The organism is Streptomyces sp. NPDC006294, from assembly GCF_042870895.1.
Classification (GTDB): Bacteria; Actinomycetota; Actinomycetes; order Streptomycetales; family Streptomycetaceae; genus Streptomyces.
Genome location: NZ_JBIAHV010000022.1, coordinates 90,875 through 116,641, shown reverse-complemented (window position 1 = coordinate 116,641; position 25,767 = coordinate 90,875). Strand labels below are relative to the sequence as shown.

At 73.7% G+C, this 25,767-nt stretch carries 22 protein-coding genes and 1 pseudogene; 11 read left to right on the top strand and 12 right to left on the bottom strand.

Annotation, left to right across the window (positions count from 1 at the left end):
* Window positions 1-13: 13 nt before the first annotated feature.
* Genes ACFYOP_RS30740 through ACFYOP_RS30730 form a run of 3 tightly spaced genes read left to right on the top strand, consistent with a single transcriptional unit; the run spans window position 14 to window position 2,270 of the window.
* Window positions 14-778 (top strand): 5-oxoprolinase subunit PxpA, encoded by a 765-nt coding sequence (locus ACFYOP_RS30740; RefSeq protein ID WP_356899372.1) that lies wholly within the window; start codon window positions 14-16, stop codon window positions 776-778.
* On the top strand, window positions 775-1,407 hold the full coding sequence (locus ACFYOP_RS30735; protein ID WP_356899373.1) for an allophanate hydrolase subunit 1: 633 nt from the start codon (window positions 775-777) through the stop codon (window positions 1,405-1,407). Before ACFYOP_RS30740 ends, ACFYOP_RS30735 begins: the two co-directional genes overlap by 4 nt.
* Entirely contained in the window at window positions 1,404-2,270 is an 867-nt protein-coding gene (locus ACFYOP_RS30730) for a biotin-dependent carboxyltransferase family protein (RefSeq protein ID WP_356899374.1), read from the top strand. Before ACFYOP_RS30735 ends, ACFYOP_RS30730 begins: the two co-directional genes overlap by 4 nt.
* On the opposite strand, the gene ACFYOP_RS30725 is transcribed toward ACFYOP_RS30730, so the two are convergent.
* From ACFYOP_RS30725 to ACFYOP_RS30710, 4 genes and pseudogenes are all read right to left on the bottom strand, one after another.
* A complete protein-coding gene (locus tag ACFYOP_RS30725; RefSeq protein WP_356899375.1) occupies window positions 2,271-5,870 on the bottom strand; it encodes a hydantoinase B/oxoprolinase family protein in 3,600 nt (1,199 codons plus the stop codon).
* A 179-nt stretch (window positions 5,871-6,049) separates the two neighbouring features.
* Window positions 6,050-6,559, bottom strand: a pseudogene (locus ACFYOP_RS30720) (glycosyltransferase); the annotation flags it as partial.
* A 167-nt stretch (window positions 6,560-6,726) separates the two neighbouring features.
* Window positions 6,727-8,145 carry a HEAT repeat domain-containing protein gene (locus ACFYOP_RS30715; protein ID WP_356899376.1) on the bottom strand — a complete coding sequence of 473 codons (1,419 nt, stop codon included), beginning with the start codon at window positions 8,143-8,145 and terminating at the stop codon, window positions 6,727-6,729.
* Window positions 8,146-8,416: 271 nt separating this feature from the next.
* Entirely contained in the window at window positions 8,417-8,809 is a 393-nt protein-coding gene (locus ACFYOP_RS30710) for an ankyrin repeat domain-containing protein (protein WP_356899377.1), read from the bottom strand.
* Window positions 8,810-9,107: 298 nt separating this feature from the next.
* On the opposite strand from ACFYOP_RS30710, the gene ACFYOP_RS30705 reads away from it, so the two are divergent.
* Window positions 9,108-9,302, top strand: a complete 195-nt coding sequence (locus ACFYOP_RS30705) for a hypothetical protein (protein WP_147990831.1) — start codon at window positions 9,108-9,110, stop codon at window positions 9,300-9,302.
* A gap of 32 nt (window positions 9,303-9,334) precedes the next feature.
* Window positions 9,335-10,912, top strand: coding sequence for a hypothetical protein (locus tag ACFYOP_RS30700; RefSeq protein WP_356899378.1), 1,578 nt, complete (start codon window positions 9,335-9,337; stop codon window positions 10,910-10,912).
* A 17-nt stretch (window positions 10,913-10,929) separates the two neighbouring features.
* Here ACFYOP_RS30700 and ACFYOP_RS30695 read toward each other — a convergent pair whose 3' ends face one another.
* The gene (locus ACFYOP_RS30695; RefSeq protein WP_356899379.1) at window positions 10,930-12,429 is read right to left on the bottom strand and encodes a PLP-dependent aminotransferase family protein; all 1,500 of its coding nucleotides are present in this window, start codon (window positions 12,427-12,429) and stop codon (window positions 10,930-10,932) included.
* Between the two features lie 98 nt (window positions 12,430-12,527).
* Here ACFYOP_RS30695 and ACFYOP_RS30690 point away from each other — a divergent pair, with 98 nt between their 5' ends.
* The 4 genes from ACFYOP_RS30690 (at window position 12,528) to ACFYOP_RS30675 (ending at window position 15,984) form a co-directional block, all read left to right on the top strand.
* Window positions 12,528-13,178 (top strand): YitT family protein, encoded by a 651-nt coding sequence (locus ACFYOP_RS30690; RefSeq protein WP_388453572.1) that lies wholly within the window; start codon window positions 12,528-12,530, stop codon window positions 13,176-13,178.
* Window positions 13,175-13,939 carry a glycerophosphodiester phosphodiesterase family protein gene (locus tag ACFYOP_RS30685; RefSeq protein ID WP_356899381.1) on the top strand — a complete coding sequence of 255 codons (765 nt, stop codon included), beginning with the start codon at window positions 13,175-13,177 and terminating at the stop codon, window positions 13,937-13,939. Before ACFYOP_RS30690 ends, ACFYOP_RS30685 begins: the two co-directional genes overlap by 4 nt.
* A 39-nt stretch (window positions 13,940-13,978) precedes the next feature.
* The gene (locus ACFYOP_RS30680; RefSeq protein ID WP_356899382.1) at window positions 13,979-15,343 is read left to right on the top strand and encodes an MFS transporter; all 1,365 of its coding nucleotides are present in this window, start codon (window positions 13,979-13,981) and stop codon (window positions 15,341-15,343) included.
* A gap of 266 nt (window positions 15,344-15,609) precedes the next feature.
* A complete protein-coding gene (locus ACFYOP_RS30675) occupies window positions 15,610-15,984 on the top strand; it encodes an RNA polymerase-binding protein RbpA (RefSeq protein WP_003959706.1) in 375 nt (124 codons plus the stop codon).
* A gap of 578 nt (window positions 15,985-16,562) precedes the next feature.
* On the opposite strand, the gene fxsA is transcribed toward ACFYOP_RS30675, so the two are convergent.
* The 4 genes from fxsA to ACFYOP_RS30655 form a co-directional block, all read right to left on the bottom strand.
* Window positions 16,563-17,123, bottom strand: coding sequence for an FxsA family membrane protein (fxsA, locus tag ACFYOP_RS30670; RefSeq protein WP_356898333.1), 561 nt, complete (start codon window positions 17,121-17,123; stop codon window positions 16,563-16,565).
* A gap of 46 nt (window positions 17,124-17,169) precedes the next feature.
* Window positions 17,170-17,985, bottom strand: coding sequence for a polyprenol monophosphomannose synthase (locus tag ACFYOP_RS30665; protein ID WP_356898332.1), 816 nt, complete (start codon window positions 17,983-17,985; stop codon window positions 17,170-17,172).
* A 523-nt stretch (window positions 17,986-18,508) separates the two neighbouring features.
* Window positions 18,509-20,152: an amidohydrolase gene (locus ACFYOP_RS30660; RefSeq protein ID WP_356898331.1), complete on the bottom strand. Its 1,644-nt coding sequence runs from the start codon at window positions 20,150-20,152 to the stop codon at window positions 18,509-18,511.
* A 9-nt stretch (window positions 20,153-20,161) separates the two neighbouring features.
* On the bottom strand, window positions 20,162-20,602 hold the full coding sequence (locus ACFYOP_RS30655) for an Lrp/AsnC family transcriptional regulator (protein WP_356898330.1): 441 nt from the start codon (window positions 20,600-20,602) through the stop codon (window positions 20,162-20,164).
* 204 nt (window positions 20,603-20,806) lie between these two features.
* Here ACFYOP_RS30655 and ACFYOP_RS30650 point away from each other — a divergent pair, with 204 nt between their 5' ends.
* Entirely contained in the window at window positions 20,807-21,226 is a 420-nt protein-coding gene (locus ACFYOP_RS30650) for a hypothetical protein (protein ID WP_356898329.1), read from the top strand.
* 458 nt (window positions 21,227-21,684) lie between these two features.
* Here the strand turns inward: ACFYOP_RS30650 and ACFYOP_RS30645 are convergent, their stop codons facing one another.
* The 3 genes from ACFYOP_RS30645 to ACFYOP_RS30635 form a co-directional block, all read right to left on the bottom strand.
* Entirely contained in the window at window positions 21,685-22,857 is a 1,173-nt protein-coding gene (locus ACFYOP_RS30645) for an acyl-CoA dehydrogenase family protein (protein ID WP_356898328.1), read from the bottom strand.
* A gap of 256 nt (window positions 22,858-23,113) precedes the next feature.
* Window positions 23,114-23,263: an SCO1431 family membrane protein gene (locus ACFYOP_RS30640; protein WP_356898327.1), complete on the bottom strand. Its 150-nt coding sequence runs from the start codon at window positions 23,261-23,263 to the stop codon at window positions 23,114-23,116.
* A 116-nt stretch (window positions 23,264-23,379) separates the two neighbouring features.
* Entirely contained in the window at window positions 23,380-24,747 is a 1,368-nt protein-coding gene (locus tag ACFYOP_RS30635) for a peptidase C39 family protein (protein ID WP_356898326.1), read from the bottom strand.
* A 175-nt stretch (window positions 24,748-24,922) separates the two neighbouring features.
* Between ACFYOP_RS30635 and ACFYOP_RS30630 the strand changes: the two genes are divergently transcribed.
* Window positions 24,923-25,555, top strand: coding sequence for a hypothetical protein (locus ACFYOP_RS30630; RefSeq protein ID WP_356898325.1), 633 nt, complete (start codon window positions 24,923-24,925; stop codon window positions 25,553-25,555).
* Window positions 25,556-25,767: the final 212 nt, after the last annotated feature.

Below are 25,767 nucleotides of genomic sequence, written 5' to 3'. Positions count from 1 at the left end.
TGGAGGTACTTCCGTGACCTGGGCGTCGATCGACCTCAACGCCGATCTCGGCGAGGGCTTCGGCCGCTGGCGGCTGACCGACGACGAGCGACTGCTGTCCGTCGTCACCAGCGCCAACGTCGCCTGCGGCTTCCACGCGGGGGACGCGGTCACGATGCGCCGCGTCTGCGACCTCGCCGCCGAACGCGGGGTGCGGATCGGCGCCCAGGTCTCGTACCGCGATCTGGCGGGCTTCGGACGGCGCGCCATGGACGTGCCGGCCGAGGAACTGGCCGCCGAGACCGCCTACCAGATCGGCGCGCTGGCGGTCTTCGCACGGGCGGCCGGCTCCCGCGTCTCGTATGTGAAGCCGCACGGCGCGCTCTACAACCGGGTCGTGCACGACGAGGAGCAGGCGGCGGCCGTCGTCGAGGGCGTGCTGCTCTGTGGCGAGCGGCTGCCGCTGCTGTGCCTGCCCGGTTCGACGCTGCACACCATGGCGGAGAAGGCCGGCCTGCCCACCGTCACGGAGGCGTTCGCCGACCGCGCCTACACCGCCCAGGGCACGCTGGTGCCGCGCGGCGAGAGCGGCGCGGTCATCAGCGACGAGTCGGCGGTCGTCGAACGGTCCGTCAGCATGGCCCGGTTCGGCCAGGTCACCGCGCGCTGCGGCCGCTCGGTCGGCGTCCGCGCCCGGTCGCTGTGCCTGCACGGCGACACCCCGGGCGCGGTGGCGCTGGCGCGCCGGGTCCGCGCGGGGCTGGAGTCCGCGGGCGTCCGGGTGGAGGCGTTCGTATGACCGGCGCGACGCTGCGGGCGCTGCCCGTGGGCGACCGGGCGCTGCTGGTCGAGTTGCCCGGCGGCGCGGAGGCGGGCGCGCTCCATGCCGAGCTGCTGCGCCGCCGCGCGGCGGGCGGGCTGCCTCCCGTCGAGGAGATCGTGCCCGCCGCGCGCACCGTGCTGCTGGACGGGCTCGACGATCCGCGGGGTCTCGCCGAGGAGCTGGCCTCCTGGGAGATCCCGCCGCTCGGCGCCCGTGCGGAGCGCTCGGTGGAGATCCCGGTGCGCTACGACGGGCCCGACCTGGCGGAGGTGGCGGCCCGCTGGCGGGTGGACGAGGCAGAGGCCGTACGGATCCACTCGGGGCTCGTCTTCCGGGTGGCGTTCTGCGGTTTCGCGCCCGGCTTCGCCTATCTGACCGGGCTGCCGGAGGGTTACGCCGTCCCCCGCAGGGCCACGCCCCGCACCGCCGTGCCGGCCGGGTCCCTCGCCCTGGCCGGCGCGTACACCGGCGTCTATCCGCGTTCCTCCCCGGGCGGCTGGCAGCTGATCGGGACGACGGACGCCGTGCTGTGGGACACGGCCGCGCGGCCCGCGGCGCTGCTGACGCCCGGCACCCGGGTCCGGTTCGTGCCGGAGGGCCGATGACGGACCTGGCACTCGCCGTCGTACGGGCCGGGGCGCTGACCACGGTGCAGGACGGGGGGCGGCCCGGGCTGGCCCATCTCGGGGTGCCCCGCTCGGGAGCGCTGGACGCGCCGGCTGCCCGGCTCGCCAACCGCCTGGCGGGCAACGCGGAGGGCGCCGCCGTGCTGGAGACGACCCTGAACGGCTGCGCCGTGCGCCCCCGCTGCCCGGTGACCGCCGTCGTCGGCGGCGCGCCGTGCCGGGTCACGGTCGACGGCCGGCCGGCCGCCTGGGGAGCCCCGCTGCGGGTCGCGGCCGGATCCGTGCTGGAACTCGGGCCGGCGGTACGGGGTGTACGGAGCTATCTGGCCGTCGCCGGCGGCGTCGCGGTCGACCCGGTGCTGGGCAGCCGCTCCACCGATCTTCTCTCCGGCCTCGGGCCCCCGCCGCTGACCGACGGCGCCGTGCTGCCGCTCGGGGCTCCCACCGGGCCGCCGGCCCGGGTCGACGTGGAGGTGCCGTGGAGCGCGCCCGCGGCCGAACTGGTGCTGCGCGTACGGCTCGGGCCGCGCGACGACTGGTTCACCGGCGGCTCGCTGCGCACGCTCACCCGGGGCGCGTTCCGGGTGTCCTCGGCGAGCGACCGCGTCGGGCTGCGCACCGAGGGACCGCCGCTGGAGCGGGCGGTCGGCGGCGAACTGCCCAGTGAGGGCGTGGTGCTGGGCGCGGTGCAGGTGCCGCCGGACGGCCGCCCGGTGGTCTTCCTCGCCGACCACCCGACGACCGGCGGCTATCCCGTGCTGGCGGTCGTCGACCGGCGGGACCTGCCGGCGGCGGCGCAGGCGGTCCCGGGTACCGCGGTGCGGTTCGTCACGACGCGCTGATCACTTTGGCGGGCCGTAGCCGCCGCCGCCCGGAGTGCTCACCACCAGCACGTCGCCCGCCTCCACGTCGACCGAGTCGACACCGGCCAGCGGAACGACCGTGCCGTCCGCGCGCACCACGCGGTTCTCGCCGAGCGCGCCCGGCCCGCCGCCCGCCATGCCGTACGGGGGGACGCGCCGGTGCCCGGTCAGCAGCGCCACGGTCATCGGCTCCAGGAACCGGATCTCGCGGACGGCGCCGCACCCGCCGTGCCACCGGCCCCGCCCGCCGCTGCCGTCGCGCACCGCGAACGAGTCCACCCGGACGGGGAACCGCAGTTCCAGCACCTCGGGGTCGGTGAGCCGCGAGTTGGTCATATGGGTCTGTACCGCGTCCGCGCCGTCGAAGCCGTCGCCGGCGCCGGAGCCGCTCGCCACCGTCTCGTAGTACTGCACGCGCTCGTTGCCGAACGTCACGTTGTTCATCGTGCCCGAGCCCTCCGCCTGCACCCCGAGGGCCGCGTACAGCGCGCCGGTGACGGCCTGGGAGGTCTCCACGTTGCCCGCGACGGTGGCGGCCGGAGAGGTGGGGGCGAGCATGCAGCCGTCGGGCACCCGTACCTCGAGCGGCTCCAGGCAGCCGCTGTTGAGGGGGATGTCGTCGGCGACGAGGGTCCGGAACACGTAGAGGACGGCGGCCATGACCACCGAGGTCGGCGCGTTGGTGTTGTCGGGCCGCTGCGGCGAGGTGCCGGTGAAGTCGACGACCGCGCCGCGCCGTTCGCGGTCCACCCGCACGGCGACCTCGATGACGGCGCCGCTGTCGGTCTCGTAGCGGCACCGCCCGTCGTCCAGCGTGGCGATGATGCGGCGTACGGACTCCTCCGCGTTGTCGCGGACGTGCCGCATATATGCCTGGACGACGTCGGTGCCGAACTGCGCGGTCATCCTGCGGAGTTCGGCGATGCCCTTCTCGTTGGCGGCGATCTGCGCCGACAGGTCGGCGATGTTGGTGTCCGGGGCGCGCGAGGGGTACCGGGCGCCGGTGAGCAGGGCGCGTGTCTCGCTCTCGCGCAGTCGGCCGTCGCGGACCAGCAGCCAGTTGTCGAAGAGGACGCCCTCCTCCTCGATGCTGGTGCTGAAGGCCGGCATCGAGCCGGGGGTGATGCCGCCGATCTCGGCGTGGTGGCCGCGGGAGGCGACCAGGAAGCGCAGTTCACCGCCGTCGAAGACGGGGGTGACGACGGTGACGTCGGGCAGGTGCGTGCCGCCGTGGTACGGGTCGTTGACGGCGTACACGTCGCCGGGGCGCAGTTCCCCCGCCTCGCGGCGGCGCCGCAGCACCTCTTTGATGGACTCGCCCATCGAGCCCAGGTGGACGGGGATGTGGGGCGCGTTGGCGATGAGGTTGCCGTCGGCGTCGAAGAGGGCACAGGAGAAGTCGAGCCGTTCCTTGATGTTGACCGAGTGGGCGGTGTTCTCCAGCCGCACGCCCATCTGCTCGGCGATGGCCATGAAGAGGTTGTTGAACACCTCCAGCAGCACCGGGTCGACGTCGGTCCCGACGGCGACGCGCGCGGGCCGTGGCCGTACGCGGGTGACCAGGAGGTGCCCGGTGGGCCGGGCGGCTGCCTGCCAGCCGGGATCCACGACGGTGGTCGCGTCGGCCTCCGCGACGATCGCCGGGCCGGTCACCTCGTGACCCGGGCGCAGTTCGTCGCGCCGGTACAGCGGCACCCGGCGCGGCTCCCCGTCCACGAACATCTCCACCCGGTCGCCTGTCGGCCGGGGCCCGTCCGGCGCGGCGTCCTGGGCCGTGACGGCGGCGTGGCCGCCCGTACCGCCCGCCGCCTCGACGGAGACCGCCTCCACGACGACCGGCTTGTCCATGGTGAACGCGTACCGGGCCCGGTGGGCCGCCTCGAAGGCCGCGCGCATGGCCTCTGCGGTGTCCAGCGGCACGGACAGGCTCGCGTCCGTGCCCGCGTAGCGCAGCAGCACCCGCGCGTGGGTGCTGATCGCGGCGTCCGGGACGCCGTCGTCGCGCAGTTCGGCGCGGGTACGGGCGGCCAGTTGGTCGCAGAGAGTCCGGACCCTCTGCTCCGTCGGTCCGTCGAGCCCGGCCTCGACGGACCGCTCCCGCATCGCGGTCGCGTCGGCGAGGCCGATCCCGTAGGCGGACAGGACGCCGGCGAGCGGCGGAACGAGCAGGGTGTCGATGCCCAGGGCATCGGCGACCGCGCAGGCGTGCTGGCCGCCCGCGCCGCCGAAGGAGGTGAGCGCGTAGCGGGTGACGTCATGGCCGCGCTGAACGGAGATCTTCTTGACGGCGTTCGCCATGTTCAGCACGGCGATCTCCAGGAACCCCGCCGCGACCTCCTCGGGGCTGCGCCGGTCGCCGGTGGCGGCGGTGATCTCGTCGGCCAGGGCGGCGAAGCGCTCCCGTACGACCCCGGCGTCCAGCGGCTGGTCGCCGTCCGGTCCCAACACGGCCGGGAAGTGGCCCGGCTGGATGCGGCCGAGCATCACGTTCGCGTCGGTGACGGTGAGCGGGCCGCCGCGCCGGTAGCAGGCCGGGCCCGGGTCGGCGCCGGCCGAGTCGGGGCCGACGCGGTAGCGGCGCCCGTCGAAATGGAGGACCGAACCGCCGCCCGCGGCGACGGTGTGGATGCTCATCATCGGCGCGCGCATCCGCACACCGGCGACCTGGGTGCCGAGTTCGCGCTCGAACTCGCCCGCGTAGTGGGAGACGTCGGTGGACGTGCCGCCCATGTCGAAGCCGATGACCTTCTCGTAGCCGGCCTGCCCGGAGGTACGGGCCGCCCCGACGACCCCGCCGGCCGGGCCCGAGAGCACGGCGTCCTTGCCGCGGAAGTGGGTGGCCTCGCGCAGACCGCCGTTGGACTGCATGAACATCAGCCGGATGCCGGCCAGCTCGGACGCCACCTGGTCGACGTACCGCTTCAGGATCGGCGACAGATACGCGTCCACGACGGTCGTGTCGCCCCGGGGCACCAGCTTGACCAGCGGGCTCACCTCGTGGGAGCAGCTGACCTGGGTGAAGCCGGCGACCCGGGCCCGTTCGGCGACGCGCTGCTCGTGGTCGGGGCTGCGGTAGCCGTGCATCAGGACGACCGCGGCGCTGGTGATGCCGTCGGCGCGGACGCGCTCCAGTCGCCGTGTCACGGCCTCCAGGTCCAGCGGGCGGACGACGCCGCCGTGCGCGTCGACGCGTTCCGGTACCTCGACCACCCGGTCGTACACCGCCTCCGGCAGGAGAATGCGCCGGTCGAACAGGCGCGGCCGGTTCTGGTACGCGATGCGCAGCGCGTCGCGGAAGCCCTCGGTGACGACGAGCACGGTCGGCTCGCCGCGCCGCTCCAGCAGGGCGTTGGTGGCGACGGTCGTGCCCATCTTGACCGAGGCGACCAGGTCCGCCGGCACGGGCTCGTCGTCCGGCGTGCCGAGCAGCAGCCTGATACCGGCGACGGCGGCGTCGGGGTACCGGCCGGGGTCGTGCGACAGCAGCTTGCGGGTCACCAGCCGGCCGTCGGGGCGCCTGCCCACGATGTCGGTGAACGTGCCGCCACGGTCGATCCAGAACTCCCAGCGCCCGGTCATTCCCCCATTGTTGCCCCGACACGTCCGCCGGGGACGGCCGGCGACACGGCCGCGAGCGCGGCGGACAGGGCGAGCTCCGCGCTGCGGTCGAGCCGCTCGCCGGTGCCGCGCGCCGAGCGGTGCACCTCGTCGCCGGCGAGCCGCAGCAGCTGCGGCAGCAGGTCCGTGCAGCGCCGCGCCACCCGTTCGACCCCGTGTTCCTCGAGGTCGCGCATGGCGGCGGTGGACGGGGCGAGGGTGCGGTCGGCGCCCCCGTGCACGGCCCGGAGACGGCGCCACGCGGTGCCCTCTGCGGCGCCGACGTAGGTACGGGCGCAGCCGGCCAGGTCGGTCTGGTAGACGGCGACGGCCGGCAGCCCGGGCCTCGAGGCGGCGGCCCTGCCGCGGACCCCAGCACGAACGGCCCGGCCGGATGGACGAGGTCGGCCCGGTGCGCGGCGATCGCCGCCGTGACCCGGCGGCTGGCGAGTGCGACGCGCACCCGCGGACAGCCGGGCAGCGGCAGGGAGGGGACGCGTACGACCGGGCAGGGGGCGACGGCGTCACTGCTGTCCGCCCCGGCGGCCGCCGGGGCGGTGACGAGCGGCCTGGTGACCTCGGTCGGCGAGATGCCGGGCTGTCTGCCGGGCGCAGTGCGCCACACCATTGGCGTCGGGCGGAAAGGACTCGGTGACGATGACGACACGCATACCCGTGGTGTCGTCCCGCCCGGAGTGGCTGCGCCAACGTGGATCTTTCCGGATGCGGAACTTCCCGTGAGCGTTTGTGGCCGGGGCGGGCGCCATTCGTCGTCAACCGTCGCCGAACGCCCCCCGCGCGGCGCCCGTGGCCGGGCGCCTCTCCTGCATCAGGGACGTCACACGGCGGGCCTGTCGGGTCCGATCCGGCTCCGTACGGCGGTCTGCACCTCGGCCTCCTCCGCGGGGTCGGCGGCCAGTCGGCGCAGCCGCTCGGCGACGCGCACGTCACCCGTCTCGGCGTGCAGCGCGGCGACTTCTCTGGTGGTCTCCTCGCAGTCCCACAGGCATTCGACGGCGAAGCCGTTGGCGAAGGAGGGGTCGGTGGCGGCCAGTGCCCGGGCGGCGCGGCCCCGCAGATGCGAGGAGGCGGTCTCCCGGTAGACGTGGCGCAGCACGGGGGCCGCGCAGCCGATGCCGAGGCGTCCGGCGCCGTCGACGAGGGTCCACAGGCGGGGCGCGTCGGGTCCGTCCGCGCGGACGGTCTCGCGCAGGGCGCCGAGCACGAGTTGCGCGTCGCCGGCCCCGCCGCGGCAGGCGAGCACGCCGGCCGCGGACGCGCCGAGTTCGTCGGGACGGTGCACCCAGCTCCGCGCCCGGTCGGTGGCCTCGTCGCCGCACATCCGCTCGAACGCGGCGACGGCGGCCTCGGCGACGGTCCTGGACCCGGCGGCCACCGCGGCCTCGACCAGGTCGAGGACGACGGGGTCGCGCGACTCGGCGAGGTAGTGCAGGGCGGCGCAGCGGGCGCCGTCGGAGCCGCTGCGGGCGGCCTCGACGATGGCGGCGCGGTCCTCGGGGCCGGCCACCGCGGTCAGACAGCGGGCGGCCGGGACGTGCAGGGCGCTGCCGCGTTCGAGGCCCTGGTCGGCCCAGTCGAGGACCGCCTGGACGCTCCAGCCCGGGCGGGGCCCGGAGGGGCGCATCTGGCGCTGCCAGCGGTCGAAGGAGCCCGCTTCCTGTGCGGCTCTGACCCTGGCGCCGACGGTGTCCCGCGGGTCCTCGGCCCACAGCCGCCAGGGCCGCGGCTCGAAGGACTCGCGCATGGCGGCGGCGAGTTCGGCGTCGCCCTCCGCGGTGGCGGGGAATCTGGCCAGCACCGGGGCGGCGAGAGCGCGCAGGCCGGCGTCGTCGTCGCGCAGGGCGAGTTCGTCGAGGGCCCAGGCCCAGTTGGCGCCGTTCGCCGCGTACCGCCGCAGCAGGGCGAGTGCGTCGCCCCTGCCGTAAGAGGCCAGGTGCCCGAGCACGGCGAGGGCGAGACCGGTCCTGACCTCCTCGGTGTCGAGGTGGTCGTCGATGTCGCACAGGTGCCGTTCGATCTCCTCGAGACTGCCGTGGAGATCGAGGTAGAGGCGTGCGTAGTAGAGGGAGCGGTTCTCGACCTGCCAGTCGTGGCGGGGGTCGTTGAGGACGCAGTGGTTGAGGGCGGCGAGCGCTTCGGCGCGGGGAGCGGCGAGCGCGTGCAGCGTGCCGTCGCCGCGGCCTCTCTGCAGCAGGCCGAGCAGGGTGCCGCTCGGCGCTATGACTGGTTCGAACATGGGGAGTGCCTCACATCAAGCTGTCGACGCGACCGGGAAGTGGAGTGCCTAGGCCGCGCAGCAGCATGTAGGGCCGCCCGTCGTCATACGCGTCTTCCGCTTGGTGTAGAGCATCTTCCTCTGCCTCTCTTCGGTGGCCCCAGGGGAAAACTCCCGGTTGATGTCGTCCGGGATGGGGCTGACGTCATGATGATGACCCACCCATTTCGCCACCGCGACCACATTTACGGCGCCCCCCGTGGCGACGTCCTGGGCGCTGCGCGCGGGCCGCTCAGCGGCTCTCGAACAGCTCCAGGAGTTCTGTCTTCCCGAACATCCGCGCCGTATCCGCGGCGGACGGGGTTCCCGCGTCGGGATCGGCGCCGCCGGCGAGGAGGACACGGATCACGGCGTCCTCGCCCTTGAAGACCGCGCCGGCGAGCGGCGTCTGCCCGCGGTCGTTGGCCCGGTCCGGCTCCGCGCCGCGGGCCAGCAGCGTCTCCACCGCGGCGGCGTGGCCGTGGTAGGCGGCGAGCATGACGAGCGTGTCGCCCTTGTCGTTGGTGAGGTTGGCCGGGACGCCGGCGTCGACGTACGCGGCCAGCGCCTCGGTCTCCCCCTGACGCGCCAGGTCGAAGACCTTGGTCGCGAGTTCGATCACCTCGGAGTCCGGGACCTTACTCATCGGGGTGTACCGCCTTTCACACGCTTGACCTGGGGCGCACGACAGGAGAGCCGTACGAGTGAATCGACAGGGTACTGGCCCCCGGGCCCGACATGACGCCCGGTGGCGGCGGCAAGGGATCAGGTCGCGGAGGCACTGTGACGCGCCGCCCTGCCCTTTGCCCGCCGGGCAACGACCGGCAGTCCGCCAGTGCAGTGAAATGCTGAGAATTTCACTCATTTGCACCTTTTGTCGCATTGATACTTTCGGTAAGCCTGGGAGAACTGATGGTGACTGTCCCCTCACCCAGGAGAACCTCATGATTCTGTCCATGTCCGGCGTCGTGCTCCTCGGCATCATCGTCTTCCTCTTCTTCCGGAAGGACGGCCTGAAGGCGTCGCACGCATTCGTCTCCGCGCTGTTCGGCTTCTTCCTCGCGGGCACGGCGATCGCGCCCAGCATCACGGCGGGCACGACGAGCCTGGCCGGTCTGCTGGGCGGGATCAAGTTCTGACCGCCTGCCCCTTCAGCACTCAAGGAGACGATGTGGCCCGGCGCCCACTCCCCCGCATCCTGACCAGCGGTGGCGCGCAGCTCGCCCGCAGCCGCGAGATCGCGCGCACGGCCGCCGACAGCGCCACCGACGTCCTCCATCCGCTGATCACGGTCTCCCGCGGCCTGCGGAAACTGGCCGCGACGGGCCGGCAGAAATGGGCGGCGACCCCCAAGGAGCGGCGTGGTCCGACCCTGTTCCTCGTCGCCCTCTGCGTCTTCGCGGTCGCGGTCGTCCCGTACGGGCCCCTGATGGCCCTGATCACGGTGATGGCCGCGGCCGCGTGGCAGGGGCGCGTCCGCACGCCGGTCCGCACCGGGCCCGACGAGGCGGAGGCCGCACGCCTCAAGGCGCTCTACGAGGCGCTCGTCCCGTACTTCTCCGTCCCCGAGGACCCCGCCCCGCTGTACGCCCACGGCGGGGAGTGGAGCAAGGCCTTCAGCGAGTACGCGTTCGACGGCGACGGCCGGCTGACCCGGCTGCGCATCGCGTACCCGGCGTACTTCACCGACGGCGAGGCCACCGCCAGGTCCCGGATCGAGCAACTGCTGCACGCGAAGTCCGGGCGCGGCCGCGAATACCTCTTCACCTGGGACGAGGAGGGCAACGTGCTCGTCATGAGCGTGCTGCCCGCCCTGTCCACCGCCATCGCCGCCCAGCGCTTCGTCACCGTCCCCGGTGAGACCGTGCTGGGCTTCACGGACGCCGAAGCGGTCCAGCGCACGGTGCCGGTGACCCTCGACGGCGAGATCACCCAGGCGCCCCCGGTCGTCTGGCGCACCGGGCCCCGTTCCACCGAGCCGCATCTGCTCGCCGTCGGCGAGCCCGGCAGCGGCACCACGACCCTGCTGCGCTCCATCGCCCTGCAGGCGCTGCAGCACGGGGACGTCCTCGTCGTGGAGGGCAGCGGGACCGGCGAGTACGCCTGCCTGACCGGGCGCTCCGGCGTCCTGGCCGTCGAGTGCGGACTGGCCGGCGCGCTCTCCAGCCTGGAGTGGGCCGCCCAGGAGACGGAGCGGCGTCTCATCGCCGCCAACCGCGCCCGCCAGGCGGGGCAGCCCGCGCCGGACGACACCAGGCGGCCGCTGTGGATCCTGGTGGACCGGCCCAGCGTCTTCGGACATCTGGCCGCCGCCGACGGCCGCCGCGACCCTCAGGAGATGCTCTCCGTGCCGCTGCGCCACGGGCGCGCGGCCCATGTCACCGTCGTCGTGGCCGAGCAGTACGACAGCCTCGGCGCCCTGACCGAGACGGTGCGGACGCACACCCGCGCCCGGGTGGTGCTCGGCGCGGCCGACTTCGCGGACGTGGCGGCGGTGCTGGGCACGGCGCCGAGCACGACGCCGACGACCGCCGTCCCCGCCGGCCGGGGTTACGCACGGCTCGGTACGGGGCCCGTCCTGCGCCTCCAGGTACCGGCCACGCCCGACCCGTTCGACGACGCGACGACGGAGGCCCACCGCCGGGCGGTGCTGGCCCTGCTGCCGCCCGGACCCGACGCCCCGGCCCCGGTCGCGCCGCCGCCGGGAATCCCGGCGAAGCCCCTCACCCCGCCGACGGTCCAGGCGTAGCCCCCGGCGGCGCGGGCCTACGCCACGAACGTGCGGGGGGTTTCCGCCCCCGTCGACGCGCCCGTGGAGACGAGGCGCGCCGCCGCCGCCAGCCGGGCCGCCGCCTCGTCGGCCACCGGGCCGCCCACGGTGAACGGCAGGCGCACATACCCCTCGAACGCGCCGTCCACGCCGAAGCGCGGCCCCGACGGCACCCGGACCCCGACCCGCTCGCCGACCTCCGCGAGACGTGAGCCGGAGAGGCCACCGGTGCGGACCCAGAGGGTCAGACCGCCCCCGGGGACGTCGAACTCCCAGTCCGGGAGCTCCCGCCGCACCGCGGCGACCAGCGCGTCCCGGTTTCCGCGGGCCTGCTCGCGGCGGATCGCGACCGCCTCGTGCCAGCCGCCCGTCCGCATCAGCCAGTTGATCGCCAGCTGTTCGAGCACGGGGGTGCCCAGGTCCGCGTAGGCCCGGGCGGCGACGAGCGAGCGGATCACGTCCGGGGCCGCGCGGACCCAGCCGATCCGCATACCGGCCCAGAACGCCTTGCTCGCGGAGCCGACGGTCAGGACGGTCGACCCGGCGGGGTCGAACGCGCAGACGGGGCGCGGCATGTCGAGGCCGGGGTCGAGGTGCAGTTCCGACATGGTCTCGTCGACGACGAGCACCGTGCCGGCCGAGCGGGCCGCCTCCACCAGGGCGCGCCGCTGGGGCTCGTCGGCGAGCGCGCCGGTCGGATTGTGGAAGTCGGCGACGACGTACGCGAGGCGGGGCGCGGAGTCCCGCAGTACCTGGCGCCAGCGGTTCGGGTCCCAGCCGGTCAGGCCCTCCGCCATGGCGACGGGCACGAGCCGTGCGCCGGCCTCCCGCATCAGCTGGAGGATGTTGGCGTAGGAGGGGGACTCGACCGCGATGCGCTCGCCGCGGCCGGCGAAGAGATGGCAGATCGCGTCGATCGCACCCATCGCCCCGGTGGTGACCATGATCTGTTCCGGCATGGTCGGGATGCCGCGCTCGGTGTAGCGGTCGGCGAGCATCTGGCGCAGGGCGGGCAGGCCGGCCGGGTAGTCGCCGTGGGTGTGGGCGTACGGCGGCAGTTCTTCGAGGGCACCCTGGACGGCGCGGGTGAGCCACGGCTCGGGCGCCGGCAGCGCGGCGCAGCCGAGGTCGATCATGGAGCCGAGCGACTCGGGCGGCAGGGGTTCGAGGCCGCGGGCGGGCAGCGGGTTGCCCGCGGGGACGGCGGTCCAGCTGCCCGCTCCCCGGCGGGACTCGAGGAAGCCTTCGGTGCGCAGCGCCTCGTAGGCCGCGGCGACGGTGGTGCGGCTGACAGACAGGGAGAGCGCCAGTTCGCGCTCGGCGGGGAGCCGGGCCGCCACGGGGACGCGGCCTTCGAGGACGAGCAGCCGGATGCCGTCGGCGAGCGCCCGGTAGGCGGGCGGCTTGCGGGTGCCCGGTCCGGCGGGGCGCGCCTGCTGGGAGGTGAGCTGCCGGGCGAGTTGGGCCGCCCCCACCGCAGAGGTCCACTGCGTCATAGAAGTCAGTCCACCTTCCTCGAATTGGCCATGGCTGACGATCGTTCCGTAGCCACAGAGTGTCATGCATCAGTCCACTGACACCACAAGGGGGCGGCATCGTGTCCGCGCATCTCACCCGCAGGCTGCTGCAGCTGTACGTCGGCCTCGCGCTGTACGGAGTGAGCTCGGCGCTGCTGGTGCGCGCCGGGCTCGGCCTCGAGCCCTGGGGCGTGCTGCATCAGGGCCTGGCGGAGCTGACCGGGCTGACCATCGGCGTGGTGTCGATCATCGTCGGGGCCGTGGTGCTGCTGCTGTGGATACCGATCCGCCAGCGGCCCGGGCTCGGGACCGTGTCGAACGTGTTCGTCATCGGCCTCGCCATGGACGCCACCCTGGCGATCGTCCCGCGGGTGGACGGGCTCGGCGGGCGGATTCCGCTGATGGCCGGCGCGATCGTGCTCAACGGCATGGCCACGGGCCTCTACATCGCGGCCCGCTTCGGACCGGGCCCCAGGGACGGCCTGATGACCGGCCTGCACCGGCTGACGGGCCGGTCGATCCGGCTGGTGCGCACCGCGCTCGAGGTGACGGTCGTCGCGACCGGTTTCGCGCTCGGCGGCTCGGTCGGCGTCGGGACCGTGGCCTACGCACTGGCCATCGGGCCGCTGGCCCAGCTGTTCCTGCGCGTCTTCGACGTCCCGGAGAAGGACAAGGCCGGCACGGTGGTCGCCGGCGGGTCACCCGCACAGGCGATACTGCGGCGGTGACGCGCATACGCCATCCCTATCTGGATCATCCCGTGACGCTCCCCTTCGCCCACCGGGGCGGGGCTGCCGACGGCATCGAGAACACCGCGGCGGCCTTCCGGCGGGCCGCCGACGCCGGCTACCGCTACTTCGAGACCGATGTGCACACCACGGCGGACGGCCGGCTGGTCGCGTTCCACGACACGACGCTGGACCGGGTCACCGACGCCCGGGGACGTATCGCGACGCTGCCGTGGAGCGAGGTGCGGCGGGCGAGGGTCGGGGGCCGTGAGCCGATGGCCCTCTTCGAGGAGCTGCTGGAGGAGTTCCCCGAGGCCCGCTGGAACGTGGACCTGAAGGCGGAGTCCGCCCTCGTGCCGCTGATCGACCTGATCCGCCGGGCGGACGCCTGGGACCGGGTGTGCGTCGGCTCGTTCTCCGAGGGCCGGGTGGCCCGGGCGATGCGGCTCGCCGGTCCGCGGCTGGCGACCTCGTACGGAGTGCGCGGCGTGATCGGACTGCGCCTCGGCTCGTACGGGATACCGGCGGCGGTCCGCAGCGGCGCGGTGTGCGCCCAGGTGCCGGAGACGCAGGGCGGCATACGTGTGGTGGACCGGCGCTTCGTGCGGGCGGCACACGCGCGCGGGCTGCAGGTCCATGTGTGGACGGTGAACGACGCCGACCGGATGGCCGCCCTCCTGGACCTTGGCGTGGACGGCATCATGACCGATCATCTTGAGACGTTGCGCACGGTGCTGACCGCCCGGGGCGTGTGGATCTGACCCGGCGCTTCTGCGACGGCACGAGCGAGGGGGCGCGGGGTGACAGCGGAGACCGCGGACCGCACCGGGGACACCGGCGGGGACAGGCAGACGGCGGAACGCAGACGCGAACAACGGGGCTGGTACTTCTACGACTTCGCCTGCTCCGTCTACTCGACGAGCGTCCTCACGGTGTTCCTGGGCCCCTATCTGACATCGGTCGCGAAGGCGGCGGCCGACGCGGAGGGCTTCGTGCACCCGCTGGGCATCCCGGTGCGGGCCGGCTCCGTCTTCCCGTACGCGGTGTCCGTGTCGATGGTGCTCGCCATCCTGATCATGCCGCTGGCGGGGGCGGCGGCGGACCGCAGCGGCCGGAAGAAGCCGCTGCTCGCGGTCGCCGCGTACGTGGGGGCGGCGGCGACCGTCTCCATGTTCTTCCTCGACGGCGACCGCTATCTGCTGGGCGCGTTCCTGCTGATCGTCGCGAACGCCTCGCTGGCCGTGTCGATGGTCCTCTACAACGCCTATCTGCCGCAGATCGCGGAGCCCGACGAACGCGACGCGGTGTCCTCGCGCGGCTGGGCCTTCGGCTACACGTCCGGGGCCCTGGTCCTGGTGCTGAACCTGGTCCTCTACTCGGGCCACGAGTCCTTCGGGCTCTCCGAGGGGGACGCGGTCCGCATCTGCCTGGCCTCCGCGGGGCTGTGGTGGGGCGCCTTCACACTGATCCCGCTGCGGCGGCTGCGCGACCGGAGCATCGCGGCGTCCGGGGAGGGCGCGGTCGGCTCGGGCTGGCGGCAGCTGACGGCGACCCTGCGCGACATGCGCCGGCATCCCCTGACGCTGTCGTTCCTGCTCGCCTATCTCGTCTACAACGACGGCGTGCAGACGGTGATCTCACAGGCGTCCGTCTACGGCTCCGAGGAGCTGGGCCTCGACCAGACGACCCTGATCACGGCGGTGCTGCTGGTGCAGGTGCTCGCCATCGCGGGAGCGCTCGGCATGGGCCGGCTGGCCCGTACGTACGGCGCGCAACGCACGATCCTGGGCTCGCTCGCGGTCTGGACGCTGATCCTGGCCGCGGGATATTTCCTGCCCGCGGGCGAGCCGGTGTGGTTCTACTGCCTGGCGGCGGGCATCGGGCTGGTCCTGGGCGGCAGTCAGGCGCTGTCGCGGTCGCTGTTCTCGCACCTGGTGCCGCGGGGCAAGGAGGCGGAGTACTTCTCCGCGTACGAGATGAGCGACCGGGGCATGAGCTGGCTCGGGCCGCTGGTGTTCGGCCTGGCGTTCCAGCTGACGGGCAGCTACCGGGACGCGATCGTCTCTTTGGTGATCTTCTTCGTACTGGGATTCGTGCTGCTCGCGAGGGTTCCGGTGAGGCGTGCGGTGGCCGCGGCGGGGAACCCGGTACCCGACCGGATTTAGACGCCTGAGTAAAAGGCCGGTAGTGTACGCCTTTGGCTTGCCAGGCGGACCGTTACTGCGTGCTGGAATAGTGAAATCAGTGGGTGACACTTTCTGCCAGATGTGACAAACCGGGCACTGGTGGGTACCCCAACCAATGGCAAAGCAGCGGCACGACGGGCGACGCATGACCCGGAACGGGAATCTTTACCGCCGACCGGACGTTGACCGGATGACGACGACAGCGACACCTGTCCTGTGGGCGACAAGCCCGGGAGGCACGATTCATGAGTGAGCGAGCTCTCCGCGGCACGCGACTTGTGGTTACCAGCTACGAGACGGACCGCGGCATCGATCTGGCCCCGCGCCAGGCGGTGGAGTACGCATGCCAGAACGGACATCGGTTTGAGATGCCGTTCTCGGTCGAGGCGGAGATTCCGCCGGAGTGGGAGTGCAAGGCGTGCGGCGCCCAGGCACTCCTCGTGGACGGGGACGGCCCCGAAGAGAAGAAGGGCAAGCCGGCGCGTACGCACTGGGACATGCTGATGGAGCGGCGCACCCGCGAGGAGCTGGAGGAGGTCCTGGCCGAGAGGCTGGCGGTCCTTCGTTCCGGCGCCATGAACATCGCGGTGCATCCGCGCGACAGCCGCAAGTCCGCGTAGCGCGCGCAGGCGCGCCAAGCGAGCGAGACAGAGCCGCGGGGGGGGGGGGGGGGGGGGGGGGGGGGGGGGGGGGCCGCGCGGGGGGGGGGGGGGGGGGCGGCGGGGGGGGGGGGGGCGCCGCCGCCCCCCCCCCCCGGCGGGGGCCCCCCCCCCGGGGGGGGGGCCCCCCCCCGCGGCTCTGTCGTGCGGGGGCGCGGCCCGCGCTGCGGGTTGGCCCGCTGCGCGGGCTTGTTCCCCTACCCTCCCCTTCCCGAAACCGGGGCAAGCCCCGGACCCCGGTACCGCGCTCCGCGCGGTGGCCTCGAACTCCCCCTACGGCCTGGCCGTGGGAGGTGGTACCCCCGGGCCGGGCTCCTTTGGAGCCTCGCCGGCGATTGAGGCGCGGGGCTCGGGGCGGAGCCCCGACGTGACCGGCCCACCCAGCCCCGCTGGGGTACTCCTCCTACGCCTGGCGGCGTGGGAGGTGCCCCCACCCACGGCCGCCAGGCCGTAGGGAGATTGAGGCGCGGGTCCGGGCGGAGCCCGGTTCGGGAAGGGGCGGGGAGGGGGAATGGTCCGCCGCGGGCGACGCCCAGCCCTCAGGGGGTCAGCGGCGGGCGGGGAGCCTCGTCGTCACCCCGGCCGGCGCCCGGGTCGCGGATGACCTCGCCCGGCACCACCTTGCCGTCCGGGTGGTGCATACGCGCCTGCTGGAACGGGTTCCCCGCGCCGTCCGGCAGCACCGCGTTCATCCGCCGCTCCAGCGAGCGCTCGGCGAGCGCGCCGAGCCGGGTCCGGACCGGCGGGAGCAGGAGGAGCAGGCCGGCCACGTCCGAGACGATGCCCGGCAGCATGAGCAGCAGCCCGCCGAGCATGAGCAGCCCGTTCCCCTCGCCGGAGGGCGCGGGCTGCTGTCCCGGCTGCTGCTGCAGGGTCCGCGTGAGGTTCGCGAACGCCCGCCGCCCCGCCCGCTTGATCACCACCGCTCCGAGCACCGCCGCGCCGACCAGCAGGCCGAGGACGGCGAAGCCGCTCGCCGCCTCCGCGACGACGGTGAGCAGCCAGATCTCGAGGATCAGCCAGGCGGCGACGGCGAGCGGGACGAGGGTACGGGCGCGGGAGCGCCTGCGGGCGGTCGGGGGCGGTGCGCCGGTCGTCATGTTCCCAGTGTGCCTGGGCGCCCGCCGGAGCGGCGTAAGGGGGTCGTCAGGAAGATCGCGGGGGCCGGGCCGCCGGGGGCCGGCGGCCGAGGACGCGTCCCGCCCGCTCCCGCACGCCCCACGCGGTGACCCGCCAGAGCGCCTCGACGACGATGTCCCTGTTCATCTTCGAGTCGCCGTGCTCGCGCTCGACGAAGGTGATCGGGACCTCGACGACGTGGTACCCGGCGGCCACCGCGCGCCGGGCGAGGTCGACCTGGAAGCAGTACCCCTGGGAGGCGACGTCGCTGAGGCCGAGGCCCTCGAGGGTCTCGGTGCGGAAGGCGCGGAAGCCTCCGGTGATGTCCCGCAGGGGCACGCCGAGGAGCAGCCGGGAGTACGTGCTGCCGCCGCGGGAGAGGAACTCCCGGTGCTTCGGCCAGTTGACGACGCGTCCTCCGGGCACCCAGCGGGAGCCGAGCACGAGGTCGGCCCCCTTCAGCGCGGTCAGCAGTCTGGGCAGTTCCTCGGGCTGGTGGGAGCCGTCGGCGTCCATCTCGACCAGGACGCCGTAGTCGTGCTCGATCCCCCAGCGGAAGCCGGCGAGGTAGGCCGCGCCGAGCCCTTCCTTGCCCTTGCGGTGCAGGACGTGGACCTGATCGTCCTGGGCGGCGAGTTCGTCGGCGAACTTGCCGGTGCCGTCGGGGCTGTTGTCGTCGGCGACGAGTACGTCCGCGTCCGGCACGGCGGTGCGTACGCGGGACACGATCGCGCTGATGTTCTCGGCCTCGTTGTAGGTCGGGATGATCACCAGCGTGCTGCCGAGCGGACCGTACCGCCTCCCCCGGGCTCCGCCATGGGGAACCGCACCACCGTCGTTCACTGCTGCCCCTTAAAGTCCGTACGCGGAGCCCAACCATAGCGAGCCCGCGCAGCGCGCTCGCAGCGACACGGATCTTCGCGAAGCGGGGCGGGGGCGGGCGGGGCGGCCGGGCCCGGACGCAGCGGATCGGGCCCGGCGTCCTTCGGGCCGACCTGGGGCCCGCTGGCTGCGGGTCGACCGAGAGCCGTTGTCTACTGAACGCCGGGCCCCACCCGGGTCGCACCTGCCGACCGGCTGAAAACCTTCCCTCTGCCCCCGAGGCGCGGGCGCTGAACCTGGCTCCCAGTGACGGTGTGCCGGTGCGGCACACCACCCCATGACCCAGCGGCGTTCGACGACTTGCGTGGAGGTTGCCGGTCGGACGTTCTTCGGTGGACTGCCCGAACCTACCGGCCGGTGGGCGCTCGCTGTCAACAGTCGCCTGATCAGCGACAATTCACGGAAGTGCCAGGTCAGGCAGGAAGATCCGCAGGTCGCGGCGGAACGGTGGGAGTATCCGCCGGGAGTGCGAAATGTCCCTACGTCACCCGTTCGGTCCCTCGAAGACCGTCCGCCCCGAGACCACGGTCCGCAGACAGACGGGCAGCTCCGCGCCGGGGCCGAGATCGGGCAGGCCGGGGGTGCCGGAGCGCGGGTCGGTGGACCAGCGGGCGACCCGGTCGTCGGGAGCCTGGACCAGCAGTTCGCCGGTGCGCCAGACCGCGTAGTCGGCGGGCGCCCCGGGGACGAGCACGCCGGCGTCGTCGCGGCCGACGGCGCGCCAGCCGCCGCGCGTGTGGGCGGTGAAGGCGGCCCGGACGGAGACGCGGTGCTCGGAGGTCCGGTGGAAGGCGGCCGCACGCACGGTGCCCCACGGGTCGAGCGGGGTCACCGGGCTGTCGGAGCCGAAGGCGAGCGGCACCCCGGCGCGCAGCAGCGCGGCGTAGGGGTTGAGGGTACGGGCCCGTTCGGTGCCGAGCCGCTGGGCGTACATGCCGTCCTCGCCGCCCCAGGCGGCGTCGAAGGCCGGCTGGACGGAGGCGGTGAGGCCGAACTCGGCGAAGGCCGCGATGGTTTCCGGGGTGAGCATCTCGGCGTGCTCGACCCGGTGCCTCGCCGCGCGGACCCGGGCGGCCCCGAGCCGGTCGGCGGCGGCCCGCAGGCCGTCGACGACGGCGCTCAGCGCGGCGTCGCCGATGGCGTGGAACCCGGCCTGCAGTCCGGCCTCCGTACAGGCGGTCAGATGGGCCGCGACGGCCGCCGTGTCGAGGTGGGCGCTGCCCGTGGTGGTGGGGCTGTCGGCGTACGGGGCGTGCAGGCACGCGGTGTGCGAGCCGAGGGAGCCGTCGACGAACAGGTCGCCGGCCGCGCCCACGGCGCCGAGTTCGCGGATGCGCTCGGCGCCCTTGTCGTCGGTGACCTGTTCGGCCCAGTAGCCGACCACCCGGGGGCCGGGTTCCGTGCGGGCCAGCGCGAGGAGGGAGGTGAAGTCGTCCTCGTCGGAGATCTCGGGGCCGGCGCACTCGTGGACGCTGCCGATGCCGAGGGACGCGGCGCGGGCGAGCGCGGCCCGCTGCGCCGCGCCGCGCTGGGCCGGGGTGATCGCCGCGTGGGCGGCGGCGCGGACGGCGTGGTGGGCGGCCGCGGTCAGCGGGGCGTCGGGGTGGTAGCCCGCGAGGGCGGTGACGCCGGGGACGAGGTCGAGCAGGGCGGTGGTGACGACGGCTGAGTGGACGTCGACGCGCGGCAGGTACAGGGGCCGCCCGCCGGCCGCCTCGTCGAGCTCCGCACGGCTCGGGGGCCGCTGCTCGGGCCAGCGCGTCGCGTCCCAGCCGTGCCCGAGGAGGACCTGCCCGCCGGGGTTCGCCGCGCTGTGCTCCCGTACGAGGCGCAGGGCGTCGGAGAGGGACCGGGCGCCGGAGAGGTCGAGGCCGGTGAGGGCGAGACCGGTGGCGGTGGTGTGGACGTGCGCGTCGGTGAACGCCGGGGTGACCAGGGCCCCTTCGAGGTCGACGACCTCGTCGACGCCGGTGGCGAAGGCGTCGGCCGCGCCTTCGGAACCCACCCAGGCGATGTGTCCCTTCTCGACGACCATCGCGGTGGCGAAGGGGTCGGCGGGGCTGTGGACTTCTCCACCGCGCAGCAGCACGGTGCGGTGTTCGCTCTGGGGGGCGGTGCTCTCGGTCATGGACCAAGACTAGATACGCGGCGGGCGGGCCTCGTACGGGGTGGAGAGGACGACCGTCGTGCGGGTGGAGACACCGGCCAGGGAGCGGATGCGGGTGAGCAGGTGTTCCAGTTCGAGCGGGGTGGCGACACGCACCTTGAGGATGTAGTTCTCGTCACCGGCGACGCTGTGGCACGCCTCGATCTCCGGGACGCCGGAGAGCCGGTCCGCGATGTCGTCCGGGGCGCTGGGGTCGAACGGCTTCACCGAGATGAATGCGGTGATGGGCAGCCCGACGGCCTCGGGGTCGACGACGGCGGCGTAACCGCGGACGACGCCCCGCTGCTCCAGGCGGCGGACGCGCTGATGCACCGCCGAGGTGGACAGGCCCGTGGCCTTGCCCAGGTCGGTGTAGCTCATCCGCCCGTCCTTGACGAGCAAATCCACGATCTGACGATCCAGCTCCTCCATGCGGATCAACCTATTGCCCAAGGTCCCCTCCGGCACAGTCCAGAACGGTCCGGAACGACACCCAGGGGGGGCATGTGACGAACACCACAGGTTTGCCGCCCGATGCGCCGTGACCTTACGGTTACCCGCCCCGTGCGATGGGCATTGCTTGCTGTGGTCGAGGCCGCAAGTGCCTGGTCGGCCCATCCGAGGGGGAGATTCTCCATGCAGAACACCAAGACTCTGACGTCCAAGGGCGGCGGGCGCACCGAACCGGAGCCCGTTGATCCGGCCGAGCCGTCGGACGCGGACATCCTGAGCGAGTACGACACCTTCGAGATGTTCCGGGTCGTCTGCCCGGACTGCGCGCAGCCGATCGCGCTGCTGGCGGACGAGGACATCCTGCCCGAGCACGCGCTGTGCCCCACTCCGTGGAACCCGTTCGGGCTGACGGTGTGCTCGGGCACCGGCCGGGATGCCTCCTCGGCCCGCCCCGCCGACGAGTCGCTGGAGCCCCAGGAGCAGGACACCGCGCTGCTGCTGACGCTGCCCCAGGGGCTGGACTGGCGCACCCAGCCGTTCTCCCACGTGGGCGGCCCCGGGTCGCGTCCGCTGAAGATGCAGCCGCTGCGGCGGGCCGCCTGACAGAAGTGACCGGCGGGACGGCGGGTGTCGCTGTCCCGCGTCGGTGAAGACCACTGTCCGGGGCGCGCGAGCGTCATGCCCCGGACCGTACGGGTCGCCGTCCCCGCGCCTGCGCGCCGAGCGCCCCTCCGCGAACCGCCGCGCCACCGCGGCCCGCTCGCCACAGGACGGGCCGGGGCGGGCAGTCCCCGCACTGGCGCTCGATTGGCCCCGGCGGTAACCGTTTGTGCGCGTGGCGCGTTGGCCCGGCATGAGCCTGCACTCCGCGACCGCGCCCGGACGTCGGCGTCTCGTCGTGCCCGTCCGCGCCACCTATGAAGAATCGGTTCTGCGCCCGTCCGATCCGCCCATCTACCGAGAGCTGGTCCAGCTGTGGGCGAGCCGGGGGAGAACACTGCCGGGGCGCCGCGAACCCGCATGGATCGGACTCGCGGCGCCCCGGCTGCCCGGCGCGCGGGTCAGCGTGTCTCCGGCCCGGCCAGGTGGCGGGCGATGACCATCCGCTGGATCTGGTTGGTGCCCTCGACGATCTGCAGCACCTTCGCCTCGCGCATGTAGCGCTCGGCCGGGAAGTCCTGCGTGTAGCCGTAGCCGCCGAGGACCTGGACCGCGTCGGTGGTGACGCTCATCGCCGCGTCGGTGCAGAACAGCTTGGCCATGGCGGCCTGCTGCGAGAACGGCCGGCCCGCGTCCCGCAGCCGGGCCGCGGACAGGTACAGCGCCCGTCCCGCCTCGATCCGGGTGGCCATGTCCGCGAGCATGAAGCGCAGGCCCTGGAAGTCGGCGATGGGACGGCCGAACTGCTTGCGCCCCGTGGCGTATTCGAGCGCCTGGTCGAGGGCCGCCTGCGCGACGCCGATGGCGCAGGCGGCGATGCCGAGGCGGCCGGAGTCGAGCGCGGAGAGCGCGATGGCGAACCCCTGCCCCTCCTCGCCGAGACGCCGGGAGTCGGGGACGCGGACGCCGTCGAAGTGGAGCTGGGCGGTGGGCGAGCCCTTCATGCCCATCTTCTTCTCGGGCACGGCCGCGTTCAGGCCCGGTGCGTCTCCCGGCACCAGGAACGCGGTGATGCCGCGCGGCCCCTCGACGCCCGTGCGGGCGAGGACCGTGTAGAAGTCGGCGACGCCGCCGTGGGTGATCCATGCCTTCGTCCCGGTGATCACCCAGTCGTCGCCGTCGCGGACCGCCTTCGTGCGCAGCGAGGCGGCGTCCGAGCCGGAGGCGGGCTCGGAGAGGCAGTACGCGCCGAGCAGGCCGCCGCCGAGCATCGCGGGCAGGTGCTCGCCCTGCTGCTCCTTGGTGCCGTAACCGGCGAGCGCGTGACAGGCGAGGGAGTGGACGCTCACGCCGAGACCGACGGTGAGGCGGGCGGCCGCGAGTTCCTCCAGGACCTGGAGGTAGACCTCGTAGGGCTGGTCACCGCCGCCGAATTCGGAGTCGTAGGGCAGGCCGAGCAGTCCGGATTCGGACAGCAGCGAGAAGACCTCACGCGGGAAGTGCCCGGCGTCCTCCTCCTCGGCCGCGCGGGGGGCGATCTCCCGCTGGACGATGTCGCGGACCAGGGTGATCAGATCCCTGGCCTCCTCGGTGGGCAGCTGACGGTCCACCGGCTGCGGGGCGCGGTCGGGCATTGCGGCGCTCTCCTCCCTGTCGGGCGCTGCGGCGGTCGCGCGCGATGGGTGAGGGCGCACGCCGCCGGTTGTACTGCCAGGCCGATGGTGCCCTTCCGGATCACGAAAGCAGCTGGACAGCGGCGTGTGGCGCGTTGAGTATGCCCGATTCGGCTCTGCCCGTCACGGGTGCGGAGAAGCCCGGGGCCTTGATCGACGATCTCGGCCGGAATCGATCCGTACGCGGGCGGGCGGGGGCCCGCCGGTCCGGGCCGTGCTACAGCAGGCCGACCTGGGTGATGAGCATGGCGAGGACGACCACGAGCGTCCAGCCCAGGATGTGCTCGAGGGCGTTGCTCTCGTCGTCCGGGCCGCCGGTGCGGGTCGTCGGCAGGGCGTGGTCGGCGGTGGCTGCGGTCGAAGTCATGGCGGTCTCGTTCGGTCGTCCGGCAGGTGGCTCCCCCATTGCCCCACCACAGTGCCAGCGGCACCGGCCCCCGGGGTAGAGAGATTGGTCACTGCCCCGGGGAGCGGTGGTGTGCGTCAGTGGACGCCGACGGCCTCGAGTGCCGTGCGCTGGGCGGCCGTGGGGTGGGCCGGCCAGTACAGGTAGCAGACGCCGCCTGTGCCGGAGACCACTTTCCCGCTCGCGTTGTACCGCTTCGTGCGGAGCCAGATCGTCTCCCACTCCGCGCGCCGGTAGACGCGGCGCACGGCCTCGTTGCTCGGGGAGGCCGGGTCGTTCGCGATCACGTCGCCGTCGGCGGTGAAGCCGATCACCGTCATCAGGTGGCCCGCGGTGCCGTAGCCCGCTCCGGTCAGCTCGGAGGCGAGGAAGGACTGGGACGTGATCGCCGGGATGCCCGCGCCGGTCAGCCTCTCCAGGTCGGTCAGGGAGGAGAGCCGGGTGACGACGGCGCTCATGTCGGGGTAGGTGGCGGCGTAGGCCGCGTTGAAGGGCCAGTTGCCGCAGCCGCGGTACTGGTAGTCGTACGTGTACCGGGCGGCGTGGCAGACCTGCGGGTCGTCGAAGGCGGGGTTCACCCACGCCAGGTCGGCGGCGGAGGGCTTGCGGCCCCAGTACTCGATGATCATCTGGGACGAGGTGGGGCTGCACCACGCCTCGCCGCCGTTGTCGTACTCGGGGTACTGGCCCACGTGCGTGTTCTGCGAGTAGCGCGGCACGGTCAGCTCGCGGGCGAGGCCGGGCTCGGACGCGGGGACCCCGAAGCGGTCCGGGACGTCGGAGGCCATGGCCCCCAGCCGCCACACGGTCGGGGTGAGCCCGCTCCCGGGCCGCCGGTAGAGGGTGAGCCGCAGCCGGTAGGTGTCGAGACGCAGCCCGCTAGCGGCGTCGTCGACGGAGAAGGTGTCGGTCCAGATGCTCGCCCTGCCGTCGCCCTGGTCGTCCACCGAGGTGCGGCGGATGTCCGTGTCACCGGCGGCCCAGCGCCCCATCACGAACCACGGGGTCGCGGCGCCGTCCGAGTACCGGCCGCTCAGCTCCACCTGGAGCCAGGTGCCGGCGGGGGTGTCGGCGTTCCACGAGGCGATGACCTCGGTGGCGGGCACGCGCGAGCGGTGCACCGGCGAGGTCCAGGTGGCGTACTCCCAGCGCGCGGTCCTGCCGGTGTGCGGGTCCGTGTGGTCGGTGGCGCCGACGGGCTCGGCGATCACCACACCGGGGCGGCGGCCGGCGACGGCCCGCGTGCCGTCGCGATCGCCGCACCGCCAGTCCGTGTAGGTGGACCAGAAGCGGTTGTCCACGGGCGTCGCCGGCTGCCGGCCCCGGGCCGGCGATGAAGAGGCCGCGGCGGCCGCGGGTGCGGCGGAGGCGGACAGCGTGCCCGCGGCGGCGGCAGCGGCGATCGCGGCGCCCAGTACGTTTCTGCGCGAAGTCGGTCTGGCCATGGGACCCCCAAGTCAGGTGCGCGGCAGTGGGGCCACTATCGCCGCTCCCGACGCGCTTCTGCCAGAGACGCGCAGCGCGCCACGACGACCACTATTGGTCTGTTCCACTGGCATGACCTGCGGCGCCGCACCGGGCCGCCCGCGACGCCGCCCGGCGGCCTCCTAGGCTGGCCCCATGGACGACCTCGACCGGCAGGCGGCCCGGCTGCGGACGCTGCCCCCCTCCTGCGGCCCGGTACGCCTGGTCGCCGTGGACGGTCACGCCGGTTCGGGCAAGAGCACCTTCGCCGGCCGGCTCGCGCGCGCGCTCGGCGGGGACCCGCCCGTACTGCACCTCGACGATCTGGCCAGCCACGCGGAGCTGTTCGAGTGGACCGGGCGGATGCTGAGCCAGGTGATCGAGCCGCTGGAACGGGGCCGGGACGCGGCGTATCACCCGTACGACTGGAATCTGCGGCACTTTCTCGCCCCGCGCACGCTCCCCCCGGCGCCCGTCGTCCTGATCGAGGGCGTCGGGGCGGGACGGCGGGCGCTGCGGCCGTATCTGGCGGCGCTGCTGTGGATGGACCGGGGCGCGGAGGAGTCCTGGGTGCGCGGCCGGGCGCGGGACGGGGCCGGGCTCACCGGGTTCTGGGACGGCTGGACGGCGGCGGAGACGCGCCATTTCCAGTCCGACCCGTCGCGGCCGTACGCCGATGCCCTGATAAGGGAGTGCCCTGAGGGGTACGAGTGGCTCCCGGTGCCTCCAGAGACCGCGGGTCCGCACCAGAGAGTCACGCACCGTGAGGGCTCTCCCCCGGCATGCTGAGCAGTCGGAATTCGGGCTCAAGAGTGGCTCAACTCTGCTTGACCGACGGGCCGTACAGGTCTTACGTTCTCAATGTGCGGCTTTTCGGAGCCGCCGCAGACGCGAAGCCCCCGGTTGTTCCCCCGTGATCGGGGGCTTCGTTCTGCCCCTTTCCCCCTTCCGTCGCCCGTTCCCGGGCACCGGCGGTCACCCTGGGTCACCGTCGCGGGCCG